Raw genomic sequence first — 15,930 nt, 5'->3', positions numbered from 1 at the left:
AGGCGCTGAGCGCTGCGACGGCGGCGCCGTTCGATGGGTCAATCACAGCAGACCATGTGAACCGAGTCAACACGGTTCACAGGACCTCTTGTGTACACGGCCGTGAATCGGTAGATCTTGCGTACGTCGGTATGCTCGACGCCACACCACAGGACGAGGGGAGCCGGGCGGGTGCAGGAGAACGGGACAGAGGTGACCGCCGCCGGGATCGCGCGGCTCGCCGGGGTCGGCCGCGCGGCCGTCAGCAACTGGCGCCGCCGCCACGCCGACTTCCCCAAGCCTGTCGGCGGCACCGAGACCAGCCCCTCCTTCGCGCTGCCCGAGGTCGAGGAATGGCTGCGCGACCAGGGCAAACTCGCCGAGGTCCCGCTGCGCGAGCGCGTGTGGCAGCACCTCGCGGGCCACCCCGAGGGACCGGTGACCGCCCTCGTGCACGCGGGCTGCGGTCTCCTGCTCATCCACGACCGGCCCACCGTGTGGCTGGAGCTGAGCGCGACCTCCGACGAGCGTCTCGCCGGACTTCTGCCCGCCGCCCTCGAACAGGTGCTGACCCCGCGCTTCGGCACCCCGCGCGGGCGCGCCGTGTCCACGCCCTCCGCCGCCGAACTCCTGCCGTCCGCGCCCCTGTTGCGCGGCGCCGCCGAACTCGCCGCGGAACTCGGCGCGCGGCAGACGTACGAGTTCCTGCTCGGCCGGCACCTGGACGCCAACCCGCGGCAGTACACCCTCACCCCCGGCGGCCTCGCCGCGCTGATGGCCGAACTCGCCGGTCCCGCGCGGACCGTGCTGGACCCGGCCTGCGGCACCGGCGCCCTGCTGCGCGCGGTGGAAGCCGTACCGGACCAGGAGCTGTACGGGCAGGACAGCGCGCCCGAACTGGCCGCGCTGACCGCGCTGCGCCTGGCCCTGCACACGCGGGCCGCCGTCCGTTGCGCCGCCGGCGACACCCTGCGCGCGGACGCCCACGAGAAGCTGCGCGCCGACGTGGTGCTGTGCCACCCGCCGTTCAACGAACGCAACTGGGGCCACGACGAACTGGCCTACGACGCCCGCTGGGAGTACGGCTTCCCGGCCCGCACCGAGTCCGAACTGGCCTGGGTGCAGCACGCGCTGGCCCGGCTCCGGGAGGGCGGCACCGCCGTCCTGCTCATGCCGCCCGCCGCCGCCTCCCGCCGCTCCGGCCGCCGGATCCGCGCGGACCTGCTGCGCCGCGGCGCCCTGCGCGCCGTGATCGCCCTGCCCGCCGGTGCGGCGCCGCCGTACAACATCCCGCTGCACCTGTGGGTGCTGCGCCGGCCCGGGAAGGCGCCCGCGCAGCCCGAGCTGCTGCTCGCCGACACCGCCGCGCCCGCCGAGACCGGGGGCTCCCCGGCCGAGCGGATCCGGGAGACCGGCGGCGGCCGGGCCGGCCTCGACTGGCAGGCCGTGCGCACCGCCGTCCTGGACGCCTGGCGGCCCTACGAGCGCACCGGGACCGCCCCCGAGCGCCCCGGCCTGAGCCGTTCCGTCCCCGTCATCGACCTCCTCGACGACGACGTGGACCTCGCCCCCGCCCGCCATCTGCCGCCGCCCGCCGAGGCCGGCGGCGCCGAGCAGCTCGCGACCGTGCGCGAACGCCTCGGCGAGACCCTGCGGCTGACCGCCGACCTCACCCCGCAGGCCGCCGGGGAGGGCGGCCCGGCCCGCTGGCCGCTCACCACCGTCGGTGAACTGGCGCGCGGCGGAGCCCTGTTGCTGCGCACCGGCGGCAGCAGCGCCCCCGCGCGCGTGCCCGTGCTCACCGACCACGACGTCCTCGCCGGCACCGCGCCCTCCGGCACCCTGCCCGAGGGCGAGGAGGAAGCCGTCCTGGTCGCGGCGGGCGATGTCGTCGTGCCCGTGCTCGGCGGCGGGTCCGTCGCGCGCGTCGTCGACGAGCGGACCGCGGGAGCCGCCCTCGGCCGCAACCTCACCCTGCTGCGCCCCGACCTGACCGCGCTCGACCCGTGGTTTCTGGCCGGCTTCCTGCGCGGCACCGCCAACAACCGGCAGGCCAGCAGCTACGCGTCCACCGCGACCCGGCTCGACGTGCGCCGCCTCCAGCTGCCCCGGCTCCCGCTCGACCAACAGCGCCGCTACGGCGAGCGGTTCCGCGCGCTCGCCGAGTTCGAGGACGCCCTCAGACTCGCCGGCCGCCTCGGCGAGCAGCTCGTACGGGGCATGTACGACGGCCTGACGGACGGTACGGTCGCGCCCGGCTGAGCCGCCGCGCCGGGGACGACGTGATCAGCACGACAACGGTTCGGTACAACCCGGGACCGGTGACGCTTGTCGGCCTATACGCTCGGACTTCCAGCTCACCCTTCCATCCCACCAGGCCTCCGGGAGCAGCCATGCACGGCCACGGCTACGCGCCGCCTCCGCCGAAGCGACCCTCGACCGGGGCGCTGGTCGTGCTGCGCGTGATCTTCGCGGCGGTGCCGCTGCTGACCATCGGATTCCTCGCGTGGGTCTCGCCGTTGCGGGTCGCCATCGTCACCCGCCGGGCCGCGGACTGGTGGATCTTCGTGGGTTCGCTCGTGGTCCTCGGCATCAGCTTCGCGTTCCTCAGCACCGACCACACCGACGACTTCAGCAGCCCGAACGGCAACGTCGGCATGATCATCCTGCTGCTCAACGCCGTCGCCTGCACCGCTTACTTCCTGTTCGCGGACATCCGCCACTACCACCGCCTGCCCGCGGCCGGCTATCCGCAGCAGCAGCACGCCGCGCACTACGGCTATCCCCAGCCCGCGCCGTACCCGGTCGCGCACCCCGCGACCCCCGTGCCGCACACGCCCTTCGCGCACACCCCCGTACCGGAGACCCCCGCCCCCGCCACGCCCGTCCCGCCCACGCGGCCGGCTCCCGCCCGGATCGACCAGGTGCGCGCCGAGCTCGACGAGCTCAGCGACTACCTGCGCAAGCACGACGGCGGCCACGAGGACGGCCGGTGAGCGTGACGACCGGGCGCGTGGTCGCCGACCGCTACGAGCTGTCCACGCTCATCGGGCAGGGCGGCATGGGCCAGGTCTGGACGGCGTACGACCGCCGCCTGGACCGGCGTGTCGCCGTGAAGCTGCTGCGCCCCGACAAGGTCGCGGGCCAGGAGGCCGACGAACTGCGCCGCCGCTTCGTGCGCGAGTGCCGTGTCACCGCGCAGGTCGACCACCCGGGCCTGGTCACCGTCCACGACGCGGGCAGCGAGGGCGAGGAACTCTTCCTCGTCATGCAGTACGTCGACGGAGCCGACCTCTCCGACCATCTCGCCGAGCACGACCCCTACCCTTGGCAGTGGGCGGTCGCCGTCGCGGCGCAGCTGTGCGCCGTGCTCTCCGCCGTGCACGCCGTGCCGATCGTCCACCGCGACCTGAAACCGCGGAACGTGATGGTCAAGCAGGACGGCACGGTCACCGTCCTCGACCTCGGCGTCGCGTCCGTCATGGACACCGACACCACCCGCCTCACGCACACCGGTTCGCCCATCGGCAGCCCCGCCTACATGGCGCCCGAGCAGGCGATGGGCGGGGCGGTCGGACCGTACACCGACCTGTACGCGCTCGGTGTGCTGCTGCACGAACTCCTCAGCGGGGACGTGCCGTTCTCGGGCTCCACCGCGCTCGGCGTGCTGCACCGCCACCTCTACGAGCCGCCGCTCCCCGTGCGCCGGATGCGGCCCGAGGTCCCGGAGGCCCTGGAGCACCTGGTGCTCCGGCTGCTCGCCAAGGACCCGCAGCACCGCCCCGGTTCCGCGCAGGAGACGTACGAGCAGCTGCTGCCGCTGCTGCCCGCGCGCGGCATGCCCTCGGGCGCGCCGCTCGACCCCACGCGCCCCTTCCTGCGCCCGCACGCGCCCTGGCCGGACCGCGCCCGCATCCCGGCGCCGCAGCCGTCCGCGGCGGCCGTCGCCTCGACCGGGGTCGAGAAGCCCGACGTGGCGGGCGCCGTCGACGAGGTCAAGCGATTGCTCGGCGAGGGCCGCATCACCCAGGCCGTCGACATCCTCGGTGCGATCCTCCCGGCCGCCGCCGCCCAGCACGGCGAGCACTCGCCCGTCGTGCGCACCCTGCGCAAGCAGTACGCCGCCACCCTCATGGACGACGGCCAGTACCGGCGCGCCCTGCCCGAGCTGCGGCGCCTCGCCGACGAGCGGGCCGCCGAGGCCGGACAGGCCGACACGCAGTCCCTGCGCTTCCGCTACGAGGCCGCCCAGTGCCTGGAGCAGCTCGGCGAACCCGCCGCCGCGCTCGCGGAGTACCGCGCCCTGCTGCCGTATTACGAGAACCAGTACGTGGCCGGCGACCCCGAGCTGTCCCTGGAGGTCCGCCGCCGCATCGGCCACCTGCTGCTCGCCCTCGGCGACCGGCCCGCCGCCCACGACACCCTCGCCCGGCTGCTGCACGACGTCGAGCGGCTGAAGGGCCCCGGGCATCCGGTCGCGGCGGAGGTCCGCCGCACCCTGCAGTGGCTGGGGCAGGTCCGGGGCTGACCGGGCCGCCGGACGCCGGCACGCGCGGGTTTTGCGCGGCCTTGGCCGAATGTTGTGTCGATCAAGGTCCGCAGTTTCCCGAACACGGATGCGACGTGGGCTACGTTTCGATCCGTTTTCGTGCGCCACGCGCGCGTGCCCGCCTCCGTGCCGCACGCTTGCGTGCCGCGCACACCGAGCACACGAACCATGGGGTGGGTCCACATGTCCAGCCATCGGCAGTCGAAGAGGCGCAGATACGTGGCCTGGGGGGCGGCGGGAGCGGCCGTGGTCGCCGGCGCCGGGATCGCCGCGCAGACCTCCACGGCGACCACCGTCTGGCCCGCCCAGCGGACGTACACGGGCCGCGCGTTCGACACCTGCGCCGCGCCGTCGCTGAACGCGATGAAGGCCTGGCACACGGGCTTCTACGGCGCGGCCGCCGTCTACGTCGGCGGCAAGAACCGCGGATGCGCGCAGCCCAACCTGACCGCCTCCTGGGTGAAGTCCGTCAGCACCACCGGCTGGAAGCTCATCCCCCTGTACGTCGGGGCGCAGCCGCCGTGCCAGACGGGCTCCAGCCCCGAGAAGATCACCGCCGCCACCGCGGCCTCGCTCGGCGCCACCGACGCCGCCGACGCGGTCACCAAGGCGTCCGCCCTCGGCATGAAGGCGGGCAGCCCGATCTACCTGGACATGGAGGCCTACGACGTCACGAACACGGCGTGCGACGACGCCGTGCTGACGTACGTCCGCGCCTTCGACAAGACCCTGCACGCCAAGACGTACCGCACCGGGTTCTACGGCTTCCGGAGCTCCAGCGCCAAGGCGATCGCCGACGCGAGCGACCGCACGGACCTGCCGGGCAACCTCTGGTACGCGCTGTGGGACAAGCAGAACACCACGACCGCCGACTGGCCGTTCGCCGCCGACCGCTGGACGAACCACAGCCGCGCCCACCAGTACATGGTCAACAGCAAGGAGTCGCGCGGCGGTTACACGATCACCGTGGACCGCGACGCCTGGGACGCACCGGTGGCGATCACGGGCTGACGCCCCGCCGCGCCCGCCGGCAGCGCACCCGGCGGCGCCCCGGGCCGGGGGTCCGCGGGCCGGCCCGGTGGTCCCGGCGGCGGACACGCGGGCGCGAGGGTGCCCGAAGTCCTCGCGAATCGTTGGTCGAATGGGTGGCCGAGAGCTGAGCCACTGCCTAACATCGATCACCGCAAGACCTTGTGCACCGTCGCACAATCTCCTCGGGAGGCTTCCTTGCACCGCCGTCGCACCGCGCTCGTCCTCTCCGCCGCGATCATCGCCGCGGCCCCTCTGCTCACCGCCTGCGGCAGCGACGCCCACCCCGGCGCCGCCGCCGTCGTGGGCGGCCAGCGGATCACGGTCGGCCAGCTGGAGAGCCGGGTGAACGAGGTACGCGTGGCACAGCGGGACGCCACCAAGGACGACGCCCAGTACGAGCAGGCCATCGCCAAGACCGGCAGCCTGACCCGCGACACCCTGCACAGCCTGGTCCTGGACCGGGTCCTGGCGCGCGCCGCCGAGGACGCGGGCGTGAGCGTCACCCGCAAGGACACCCAGCAGATGCGCGCCGGTCTGGAACGGCAGGCGGGCGGCGCCAAGGCGCTGGAGACGGCCTGGCTCCAGCAGTACGGCGTGGCTCCCCAGCGTCTCGACGACAGCCTCCGCACCGAGATCGAGGCGCAGAAGCTCGCCGCCGCGCTCGGCGCCGACATGAACACCGAGGCGGGCAAGGCCACGTTCTGGAAGGCCATGTCCGACGCCTCCAAGAAGCTCCACGTCGACCTGAACCCGCGCTACGGCACCTGGGACGTCGAGAAGAGCAGCCGCGTCGACGCGAAGACCCCGTGGCTGCGGGAGATCACCGCGGCGGCTCAGAAGCCCGCCTGACCGCGACCAGTGGGCTGTGGACAAACGGTTCAGCCCACCGGCCGAAGGCCACCGCCTGTGGACAACCGCCGGGGGCGTCGGCGGGGTGGGTTACGTTCGAAGGGTGAACGCAACCAGCCTCGACGGCGACCCGAACGCGAGCGGCTCCGAGACCGGCGCCGCGCCCGGCCGCGACACCTCCGTGCCCGACGCCGGCGCCCCCGCCCCCGGCCGCGTCGTCCTGCTCACCACCAGCCACCGCGTCGCCCCCGGACTGCTGTCCTGGCCCGCCTGGCAGGCCCTGCACACGGCCGACCGCGTCCTGTGCGCGGACGGCGCGCATCCCCAGCTGCCGTACCTGCGCGAGGCGGGCGTCCCGGTCGACGAGGCCTCCCCGACCGCCGAGGAGCTGCTCGACCTCTGCGCGGGCGGGCGCACGGTGGTCGTCGTCGCCACCGGTGAGGGCGAACCGCGCCTGACCGACGGACTCGCGCGTCTCGCCGGCTCCGGACGCATACAGATGCCGGACCTGGAGCTGCTCCCCGCCTCGTACGACCTGCCGGGCGCCCGGCTCCTGGACCTCGTCCAGGTCATGGACCGCATCCGCGCCGAGTGCCCCTGGTCGTCCCGCCAGACCCACGAGGGCCTCGCGAAGTACGGCATCGAGGAGGCGTACGAGCTGGTCGAGGCCATCGAGGAGGGCGACCGGGACGAGCTGCGGGAAGAGCTCGGCGATGTCCTGCTCCAGGTCGTCTTCCACGCGCGGATCGCCGAGGAGGGCAGCCCCGACGACGGCTCCGAGCCCTTCTCGATCGACGACGTGGCGGGCGGCATCGTCACCAAGCTCATCCACCGCCACCCCCATGTCTTCGGGGACGCGTCCGCCTCGACCCCCGAGGAGGTCAAGGAGCACTGGCTGCGCACCAAGGCGGAGGAGAAGCGCCGGACCTCGGTCACGGAGGGCATCCCCCTCGGCCAGCCCGGACTCGCGCTGGCCGCGAAGCTCGCCTCCCGCGTCCGCACGGCCGGCCTCGAGGTCCCGCTGCCCCGGGGCGAGGGCGTGGGCTACGAACTGCTGGCCGCGGCGGCACGCGCCGAGGAGGCCGGCGTCGACCCGGAGACGGCACTGCGCGCGGCGGCCCGCGCCTACCGGGACGCGATCAGGGCGACGGAGGAATCGAGACGGGGCACGGACGAAGGCTGACGGTTCGCCCCGGGTTTCGCGGGGGTGTCGGTGTCGGTGTCTGGGCCGGTGCGGGTCCGGTCAGTCGCCGGGTTCGCGGCTCGACGGGTTGTGCCAGCTCGGCCGGGTCCGGTCCAGGAACCACTCGGCGGGACCCGACGGCCGGGGGTCGAACTCCCGCACGGTCGGAAGCAGGTCGTGGAAGATCCGCTCGGGCGCGGTACCGAGGGCGGGGAGGGCGTCGCCGATCTCCTCGACGAGCTGGGGCGGTCCGGCGAGATACACGTCGTGCTGGGCCCAGTTGGCGCGGTTTCCGAACGCCGTCAGGAGCCGCTCGGTGGCCTGCGTCTTGGGCCGGCCCGGTGCGGGCGTGATGAAGGTGACGGCCAGCCGGGGGAGACGCGCCCGCAACTCCTCGATGGAGGCGCGATCGTAGACGTGGGCGAGGTCGCGCGCGACGACGAAGAGGCGGGAGTCGTAGGGCGCGTCGTCCAGACCCGCGAGCCGTTCGAGCTGGACCAGTTGCTCCAGGAGGGCCTTGACGGGCGCCCAGCCGGTCCCGGCGGCGACGAAGGTGACGGGCCGGTCCTCCGGGGGCCGCAGCGTCAGCCCGCCGCCCGGCGCGCCCAGCCGGAGCACGTCGCCCTCGCGGGTCTGCCGTACCAGGGCGGTGGACAGGACCCCTCCCTCCACCCGGCTGACGTGGAGGTCGAGCGTGTGGTCGGGCCGGGGCGCGTTGCCCACCGAGTAAGGACGCCATATGCCCGGTAAGTAGGGGACGTTGACGCTGACGTACTGGCCGGGGAGGTGGGTGAGGGGACGGGCGGGGCGCAGCGTCAGGACGACGACGTCCTCCCCGTACCGCCTTCGCGTGACGATCTCGGCGTCCCACCAGGGAGGTTCGTCGCCGTTCTCGGCCTCCCAGGCGCCCTGGAGCATCGCGTCCGCGATCGTCGCGTACGCCTCGCCCCACGCCTTCTCGACCTCCGCGTTCCACGCCGATCCCGCCACGGCGGCGAAGGCGGCGATCAGGCTCGTCCCGACGGCCGTGTAGTGCGCAGGCTCCGCCAGGTACTTGCGGTGGTCCCGTCCCAGTTCCCCGAGGTACCCCGCAAGCGTCGGGTCCTCCAGCCGGCCCACGACCTGGGTGAGGGCACCGAAGAGCCGGTCCCGCTGCCGCTGCATGTCGTCCGGGAAGTCCAGCGGGAAGAGCTCGCGGATGTCCGGGTGGTGCCGGAACAGGTGCGAGTAGAAGTACTTGACCGCGAACTCGGCCCGTCGTTCGACGACCGCGAAGCTGGATCTGAGTATTTCGGGGTCCACGGGCGGAATGTAGGGACGTCTCGAACCGCGAAGTCAAGTCGCGGGCCATTTGTGGACAGTCCGGGGTGAAGTGCCCGGGCCGCGGCGAGCGCGTCGCTGAACACGCTTGTCCGAGGGTGTCCGGCGGCGGCCCGCAAGGGGACGGGAACCCGCGGGATCTGTCCGTCCGGCCGTACGGACGACCGCGCGGCGGGTGTTCGACCCGGCCCGCCGGATGGCCGGATCGCACGCCCGCCCGGCCGGGACGGTGGTACCACCCCGGTCGGCGCGGCATTCCCGAACGTCCGCCGGGCCTCCGCCCCACGCGGCTCGGCGCTCCCAACGCCCCCAGCCCTCCGCGCCACACGGCACAGCGCTCCAGACGCCCCAGCCCTCCGCCCGCACGGCTCGGCGCTCCCAACGCCCTCCGGTCCCGGGCCCCGCATGGCCCGGCGCTCCCAACGCCCCCCCAGCCCTCCGCACCGCACGGCGCCCCGCCCCCGAACGCTCCCCGTCCCCCTCCGCGAGGTGCCGGATACCGTCGACGCGTGACCGAAGACCCCGTACAGCCCGCCCACCCGAGCAGCACCCCCGCCGCGAACACCCCCACCACCGACGCCGCCCCCGGCGCCGATGTCCCCGCCGCCCCCGGCGCCGGTGCTCCCGTCCCCGAGCTCTTCAGCTGGGAGTTCGCCACCGATCCGTATCCGGCGTACGCCTGGCTGCGTGAGCACGCTCCCGTGCACCGGACGCGGCTGCCCAGCGGGGTGGAGGCCTGGCTGGTCACCCGGTACGGGGACGCCCGGCAGGCCCTCGCGGACGGACGGCTCAGCAAGAACCCGGCGCACCACGACGAACCCGCGCACGCCAAGGGCAAGACCGGCATCCCGGGCGAGCGCAAGGCCGAGCTGATGACGCATCTGCTGAACATCGACCCGCCGGACCACACCCGTCTGCGCCGTCTGGTCAGCAAGGCGTTCACGCCCCGGCGGGTGGCCGAGTTCGCGCCCCGCGTCCAGGAACTCACCGACCAGCTCATCGACCGGTTCGCCGAGCGGGGCGAGGCCGACCTCATCCACGACTTCGCCTTCCCGCTCCCCATCTACGCCATCTGCGACCTGCTCGGCGTCCCGCGCGAGGACCAGGACGACTTCCGGGACTGGGCCGGGATGATGATCCGGCACGGCGGCGGGCCCCGCGGCGGTGTCGCCCGGTCGGTCAAGAAGATGCGCGGCTACCTCGCCGAGCTGATCCACCGCAAGCGCGAGGCGCTCCCCGACGTGCCGGGACCCGGCGAGGACCTGATCTCCGGGCTGATCCGGGCCTCCGACCACGGCGAGCACCTCACGGAGAACGAGGCGGCGGCGATGGCCTTCATCCTGCTGTTCGCCGGCTTCGAGACGACCGTGAACCTGATCGGCAACGGGACCTACGCGCTGCTCACCCACCCCGAGCAGCGGCGGCGGCTCCAGGACTCGCTCGCCGCCGGGGAGAGCGCGCTGCTGGAGACCGGCGTCGAGGAACTCCTCCGCTTCGACGGGCCCGTAGAGCTCGCCACCTGGCGCTTCGCGACAGAGGCCGTCCGGATCGGCGGCCAGGACATCGCCGCGGGCGACCCCGTCCTCGTCGTCCTCGCGGCCGCCGACCGCGACCCGGAGCGGTTCGAGCAGCCGGACGCGCTGGACCTCTCCCGCCGTGACAACCAGCACCTCGGATACGGGCACGGCATCCACTACTGCCTCGGTGCGCCGCTCGCCCGGCTGGAGGGGCAGACCGCCCTGGCCACGCTGCTGACCCGCCTGCCGGACCTGCGGCTGGCCGCGGACCCGGCGGATCTGCGCTGGCGCGGCGGGCTCATCATGCGCGGACTGCGCACGCTGCCGGTGGAGTTCACGCCGCCCCGGTAGCGGTGGCGGCGGCCCGGCCGGAGGGCACGCGATCCGTTTCGCGGCCGGCACCGACAGGGGCGAAGTGCCACAACCGGGACATGCGGCGGGAGTTCGCACTTCGGCGGCGCGAGCGTGGTGCCCGGTCAAACATGACACACCGTCAAAACTGTGATCTTCACGTGATCTGCGCTGCATCGACTTGTGACAAGCGTTCGAGTGCCGATACGTTCACGCATCAACGCGATGGATCTTCCGTCGCGTCTGTCACTGCTGTCTCCGAAAGGCCCACCGCATGCTCTCCGGGAACGGTCGTCACCGTCGCCCCCGCCAGGCTCCGGCAATCATCGTCGCGGCCGGCGTCACCGGATCGGCAATCGCCATCCCGTTGCTCGGCGCCACCGGCGCGAGCGCAGCCGACGGCACCACGTGGGACCGGGTCGCGGAGTGCGAGAGCGGCGGCTCCTGGAGTGCCGACAACGGCAACGGGTTCTACGGCGGCCTCCAGATGACCCAGGAGAACTGGGACAAGTACGGCGGCCTCGACTACGCGCCGAGCCCCGACGAGGCGAGCCGCTCGCAGCAGATAGCCGTCGCCGAGAAACTGCTCGACGGACAGGGCCTGGCGGCCTGGCCCACCTGCGGCCCGCTCTCCGGCCTCAGCAAGAACTCGGGTTCCGTCGAGGTCGACACGGGGGTCGCCGACGACGCGTCCTCGTCCCCCGACGCCTCCCCGTCCGATTCGTCCGCGAAGGGTAACTCGTCCGGTTCGGGCGGTCTGTCGACCGGCGGCACGAGCGCCAAGCCTTCCCCGTCGGGGTCCGGCAAGGCGGCGAAGTCCGACGCGTCCCCGACGCCGGAGGAGAGCGAGTCGCGGGACTCCGGTACCGCGGACAAGGGCAAGGCAAGGGCTGACGACTCGGACAAGTCGGGTCGTACCGGCGGCTCCTCCACCACTCCGAGCACCCCCGTGAGCGAGGGCACCGGCACCGGCAAGCACCGCGGCGCCAGCGCCGAGCACACCTCGGACACCGGAGTGGACGCCGGGCGTCAGAAGGACTCCGCGGGGCGCCACGCCGCGCGCGACTCGGGCGCCTCCGACGACACCTCCGAGGGCTCGTACACCGTCCGTCTTGGCGACAGTCTCACGAGCATCGCCGACTCCCTTGCGGTCAACGGCGGATGGAACGAGCTGTACACGGAGAACGAGAAGACGGTCGGCTCCGACCCGGACCTCATCCTCCCCGGTCAGAGCCTTGAGGTCGCGGGAGACTAAGCGGTCGTCAGGCGGCGAATCGGGTACAAAACAGCGGTAGTTCACGTCATGGTTCACACCGCAATGTCCGGTTTGGTGAGAGTGAGAGATGGGTCTCAGAAGCCCTGATCGTCTTTGAAATTCCGGCCGTCGCGTGTCTACGGTCGTGATCGCTCGCCACAGCGGGCCCCGACGGTCGCAACGCCGAATCCTGCCAGCGGCCGCCCGGGAACAGTCGTCGCGTCAAGCGCCGTAGGCAGGAGCGGGGGACCCAAGGTAAGTGCCGGGCCCGGGAGTTGTGAGACACCCGGGAACGGCTTGGGGTGAAGCCGTGCGCCATGTGCGCACGACCGGGCACTCACCCGCCCGAACCCGACAGCTCACCTCGCAGGCGTCGGTGAGGGGATCACTTCATGCTGCGTAACAACAAGGCCAAGCACCGTCGCCCGTCCAAGGCCACCCGTGTCGCCGCGCTCGCCGGTGTCACCGGTGTCGCCATCGCCGCCCCGCTGATGGCGGCCGGCAGCGCCTCCGCCGCCACCACCTCCGAGTGGGACGCCGTCGCCCAGTGCGAGTCCGGCGGCAACTGGTCGATCAACACCGGCAACGGTTACTACGGCGGCCTGCAGTTCTCCGCCTCCACCTGGTCCGCCTACGGCGGCTCGGCCTACGCCTCCACCGCCGACCAGGCCTCCAAGTCCCAGCAGATCGCCGTCGCCGAGAAGGTGCTGGCGGCGCAGGGCAAGGGTGCCTGGCCGACCTGCGGCGTCGGCCTGTCCGGCGCCTCCACCGGCGGCGGCGCCGCGGCCGACACCGGCTCGCAGAGCACGGCCCAGCCGCAGCAGCAGGCGCCCCAGTCCCAGGACCAGCGCGCCTCGCGTTCCTCGGAGCGGGAGACCGCCAAGAAGACCGTCGAGACCCCGACCGGCAAGAAGGTCGAGAAGGGTGACGGCGAGTACAAGGTAGTCAAGGGCGACACCCTGAGCTCCATCGCCGCGGAGAAGCACGTCAAGGGCGGCTGGCAGAAGCTGTTCAAGCTGAACAAGGACATCGTCGACGACGCCGACTTCATCTTCCCCGGTCAGCAGCTCCACCTCAGCTGACACCGGCTGACGCCGGGCGCACGGCCCGGTCACGGCCCTCCCTCATGCGGGGGCTCCGCCATGGAGACCCCGTGAGGGCCGCCCCCGTCCCCACGGGCTCCCCGCTCCGGTGCGTGTTCCCCCGTACGCACCGGAGCGGGGCTCTTTCATGCCCGCGCCGGACGCGCCGCTCCGTCGCGGATGCCTGTACGGGACAGGTTTTTGTTCCGTTCGGAAACAATTTACTCTCGGTTCTGTCCATGGGGTGGTCGACCGGCTGGCCGATCGCCCGGAGCCGGTTAGGCTCATGTCGCGGAGCCGACCGCGGCTCCGTGCAGTCAGCGGGCCAAGGGGCTCCGCGTAACCGCGTCACATCCCAGAAGGAGATGCTCGTGCCGTCCATCGACGTCGTCGTAGCCCGGGAAATCCTCGACTCGCGAGGGAACCCCACCGTCGAGGTCGAGGTCGGCCTCGACGACGGCAGCACGGGTCGTGCCGCCGTTCCGTCCGGCGCCTCCACCGGAGCCTTCGAGGCCATCGAGCTGCGCGACGGTGACCCCAACCGCTACCAGGGCAAGGGCGTCGAGAAGGCCGTCCTCGCGGTCATCGAGCAGATCGGCCCGGAGCTCGTCGGCTACGACGCCACCGAGCAGCGCCTGATCGACCAGGCGATGTTCGACCTGGACGCCACCGACAACAAGGGCTCGCTCGGCGCCAACGCCATCCTCGGCGTCTCCCTCGCCGTCGCGCACGCCGCCTCCGAGGCCAGCGACCTGCCGCTGTTCCGCTACCTCGGCGGCCCGAACGCGCACCTGCTGCCCGTCCCGATGATGAACATCCTGAACGGCGGCTCGCACGCCGACTCGAACGTCGACATCCAGGAGTTCATGATCGCGCCGATCGGCGCGGAGTCCTTCTCCGAGGCGCTGCGCTGGGGCGCCGAGGTCTACCACACCCTCAAGAAGGTGCTGAAGACCAAGGGTCTGTCCACCGGCCTCGGCGACGAGGGCGGCTTCGCCCCGAACCTGGAGTCCAACCGCGCCGCCCTCGACCTCATCGTCGAGGCCATCAAGCAGGCCGGTTACATCCCCGGTGAGCAGATCGCTCTCGCGCTCGACGTCGCCGCGTCCGAGTTCTACAAGGACGGCAGGTACGAGTTCGAGGGCAAGTCCCGCTCGGCCGCCGAGATGACCGAGTACTACGAGGAGCTCGTCTCCGCGTACCCGCTGGTCTCCATCGAGGACCCGCTGTACGAGGACGACTGGGCCGGCTGGAAGGTCATCACCGACAAGCTGGGCGACAAGGTCCAGATCGTCGGCGACGACCTCTTCGTCACCAACCCGGAGCGCCTGGCCCGCGGCATCGAGGAGGGCTCCGCCAACGCCCTGCTCGTCAAGGTCAACCAGATCGGCTCGCTGACCGAGACCCTGGACGCCGTCGAGCTGGCCCAGCGCAACGGCTTCAAGTGCATGATGTCCCACCGCTCCGGCGAGACCGAGGACGTCACCATCGCCGACCTCGCCGTCGCCGTGAACTGCGGCCAGATCAAGACCGGCGCCCCGGCCCGCTCGGACCGCGTCGCCAAGTACAACCAGCTCCTGCGCATCGAGGAGATCCTCGACGACGCCGCGGTCTACGCCGGCCGCTCGGCGTTCCCGCGCTTCAAGGGCTGACCCGTAGGAAGCGTCGTACGTACGTCCCCGTACTCGGTCCCGTACCGTGTGCGGGGACGTACGCACGTGACGGGCTTGTGCCGGGGAGGCGGGATTCATGGCCGTGAAGGACCGGGACCGGTTCTCCACCACGACCAGGCTGCGGCTGCTCGGTGAGCAGACGGCGGCCAGGGTCTACCGCTCCCAGACCAGGCGGCAGGCCCACCGCTCCCGTCTGACGGGCCGTGCGGCTCTGCTGGCGCTGGTCCTGTGCTCCCTCGTCGTGGCGCTCGCGTACCCGATAAGGCAGTACGTGTCCCAGCGCGCCGAGGTCGCCGAGCTGGAGCGGCAGCAGGACGAGGCCCGGCAGCGGGTCGAGGAGCTGCGTGACCTCAAGGCCCGCTGGAAGGACGACGCGTACGCCGAGCAGCAGATCCGGCAGCGGCTGCACTACGTGATGCCGGGCGAGACCGGCTACATCGTGATCGACCCGGACGCGGTGAAGAAGTCCCGCACCGACCAGGGGGCGGCTGCCCGTCCCTGGTACGCCAACGTCTGGGACGGCGTGGACAAGTCCGACCGCGCCGCCCGGTAACTGACCAGAAAGACAAGACACACGGCATGGAAACGCCCCCGCCGCCCACCCCGCGCACCGAGCCCACCGACGCGGATGTCGAGGCCTTCAAGCAGCAGCTCGGCCGCCCGCCGCGCGGGCTGCGCGCGATCGCGCACCGCTGTCCCTGCGGGCAGCCCGACGTGGTGGAGACGGCGCCCCGCCTGCCCGACGGCACGCCGTTCCCGACCACGTACTACCTGACGTGCCCGCGGGCCGCCTCCGCGATCGGGACGCTGGAGGCGAACGGCGTCATGAAGGAGATGACGGACCGTCTGACCACCGATCCCGAGCTGGCGGCGGCCTATCGTGCGGCGCACGAGGACTACATCGCCCGCCGGGACGCCATGGAGGTCCTGGAGGGCTTCCCCAGCGCGGGCGGCATGCCGGACCGGGTGAAGTGCCTGCACGTGCTCGTGGCGCACTCGCTGGCCGCGGGGCCCGGGGTGAACCCGCTCGGGGACGAGGCGATCGCCATGCTGCCGGAGTGGTGGCGCAAGGGAACGTGCGTGGTCCCCGTCGCCGGGGCCGACTCTCCCGAGGGGTGACCGTCCCTGTGGGCGCCGTTG

13 protein-coding genes and 1 riboswitch are annotated in these 15,930 nt (G+C 72.6%); of the genes, 12 read left to right on the top strand and 1 reads right to left on the bottom strand.

Features of this window, described 5'->3' with window-relative positions; genetic code table 11:
• The first annotated feature begins 171 nt into the window (after positions 1-171).
• The 6 genes from ACFYQQ_RS21820 to ACFYQQ_RS21795 all read left to right on the top strand — a co-directional run bounded on the left by ACFYQQ_RS21820 (position 172) and on the right by ACFYQQ_RS21795 (position 7,592).
• Positions 172-2,241, top strand: coding sequence for an N-6 DNA methylase (locus ACFYQQ_RS21820; RefSeq protein WP_388904991.1), 2,070 nt, complete (start codon positions 172-174; stop codon positions 2,239-2,241).
• Positions 2,242-2,372: 131 nt separating this feature from the next.
• Entirely contained in the window at positions 2,373-2,975 is a 603-nt protein-coding gene (locus ACFYQQ_RS21815) for a hypothetical protein (protein ID WP_355788484.1), read from the top strand.
• Positions 2,976-3,013: 38 nt separating this feature from the next.
• Complete coding sequence (locus ACFYQQ_RS21810; protein WP_355788496.1) at positions 3,014-4,507, top strand: protein kinase; 1,494 nt, start codon at positions 3,014-3,016, stop codon at positions 4,505-4,507.
• Between the two features lie 204 nt (positions 4,508-4,711).
• A complete protein-coding gene (locus ACFYQQ_RS21805; RefSeq protein WP_355788487.1) occupies positions 4,712-5,539 on the top strand; it encodes a glycoside hydrolase domain-containing protein in 828 nt (275 codons plus the stop codon).
• A gap of 216 nt (positions 5,540-5,755) precedes the next feature.
• Positions 5,756-6,409, top strand: coding sequence for a SurA N-terminal domain-containing protein (locus tag ACFYQQ_RS21800; protein ID WP_355788490.1), 654 nt, complete (start codon positions 5,756-5,758; stop codon positions 6,407-6,409).
• Between the two features lie 181 nt (positions 6,410-6,590).
• A complete protein-coding gene (locus ACFYQQ_RS21795; protein ID WP_356164064.1) occupies positions 6,591-7,592 on the top strand; it encodes a nucleoside triphosphate pyrophosphohydrolase in 1,002 nt (333 codons plus the stop codon).
• A gap of 60 nt (positions 7,593-7,652) precedes the next feature.
• On the opposite strand, the gene ACFYQQ_RS21790 is transcribed toward ACFYQQ_RS21795, so the two are convergent.
• Positions 7,653-8,894: a globin domain-containing protein gene (locus ACFYQQ_RS21790; RefSeq protein ID WP_355788730.1), complete on the bottom strand. Its 1,242-nt coding sequence runs from the start codon at positions 8,892-8,894 to the stop codon at positions 7,653-7,655.
• Positions 8,895-9,421: 527 nt separating this feature from the next.
• Here ACFYQQ_RS21790 and ACFYQQ_RS21785 point away from each other — a divergent pair.
• The 6 genes from ACFYQQ_RS21785 (at position 9,422) to ACFYQQ_RS21760 (ending at position 15,909) form a co-directional block, all read left to right on the top strand.
• A complete protein-coding gene (locus ACFYQQ_RS21785) occupies positions 9,422-10,780 on the top strand; it encodes a cytochrome P450 (RefSeq protein ID WP_356239547.1) in 1,359 nt (452 codons plus the stop codon).
• Positions 10,781-11,054: 274 nt separating this feature from the next.
• Positions 11,055-12,035, top strand: a complete 981-nt coding sequence (locus tag ACFYQQ_RS21780; RefSeq protein WP_355785159.1) for a transglycosylase family protein — start codon at positions 11,055-11,057, stop codon at positions 12,033-12,035.
• Between the two features lie 217 nt (positions 12,036-12,252).
• Positions 12,253-12,423: riboswitch (cyclic di-AMP (ydaO/yuaA leader) on the top strand.
• Between the two features lie 4 nt (positions 12,424-12,427).
• Positions 12,428-13,117: a transglycosylase family protein gene (locus ACFYQQ_RS21775; protein ID WP_356164041.1), complete on the top strand. Its 690-nt coding sequence runs from the start codon at positions 12,428-12,430 to the stop codon at positions 13,115-13,117.
• Positions 13,118-13,482: 365 nt separating this feature from the next.
• On the top strand, positions 13,483-14,769 hold the full coding sequence (eno, locus tag ACFYQQ_RS21770) for a phosphopyruvate hydratase (RefSeq protein ID WP_355793912.1): 1,287 nt from the start codon (positions 13,483-13,485) through the stop codon (positions 14,767-14,769).
• Positions 14,770-14,866: 97 nt separating this feature from the next.
• On the top strand, positions 14,867-15,343 hold the full coding sequence (locus tag ACFYQQ_RS21765) for a septum formation initiator family protein (RefSeq protein WP_355793911.1): 477 nt from the start codon (positions 14,867-14,869) through the stop codon (positions 15,341-15,343).
• Between the two features lie 26 nt (positions 15,344-15,369).
• Entirely contained in the window at positions 15,370-15,909 is a 540-nt protein-coding gene (locus ACFYQQ_RS21760; RefSeq protein ID WP_355793910.1) for a DUF501 domain-containing protein, read from the top strand.
• Positions 15,910-15,930 lie beyond the last annotated feature (21 nt).

Origin of the sequence: Streptomyces sp. NPDC005496 (assembly GCF_042872045.1) — a bacterium.
Lineage (GTDB): Bacteria > Actinomycetota > Actinomycetes > Streptomycetales > Streptomycetaceae > Streptomyces.
This window is presented reverse-complemented; position numbering and strand designations above follow the sequence as displayed.

Excerpts from the sequence above, each read along its gene's own strand:
- ACFYQQ_RS21815 (WP_355788484.1), top strand. The coding sequence starts at position 2,373 with ATGCACGGCCACGGCTACGCGCCGCCTCCGCCGAAGCGACCCTCGACC.
- ACFYQQ_RS21805 (WP_355788487.1), top strand. The coding sequence starts at position 4,712 with ATGTCCAGCCATCGGCAGTCGAAGAGGCGCAGATACGTGGCCTGGGGG.
- ACFYQQ_RS21780 (WP_355785159.1), top strand. The coding sequence starts at position 11,055 with ATGCTCTCCGGGAACGGTCGTCACCGTCGCCCCCGCCAGGCTCCGGCA.
- ACFYQQ_RS21775 (WP_356164041.1), top strand. The coding sequence starts at position 12,428 with ATGCTGCGTAACAACAAGGCCAAGCACCGTCGCCCGTCCAAGGCCACC.
- eno (WP_355793912.1), top strand. The coding sequence starts at position 13,483 with ATGCTCGTGCCGTCCATCGACGTCGTCGTAGCCCGGGAAATCCTCGAC.
- ACFYQQ_RS21765 (WP_355793911.1), top strand. The coding sequence starts at position 14,867 with ATGGCCGTGAAGGACCGGGACCGGTTCTCCACCACGACCAGGCTGCGG.
- ACFYQQ_RS21760 (WP_355793910.1), top strand. The coding sequence starts at position 15,370 with ATGGAAACGCCCCCGCCGCCCACCCCGCGCACCGAGCCCACCGACGCG.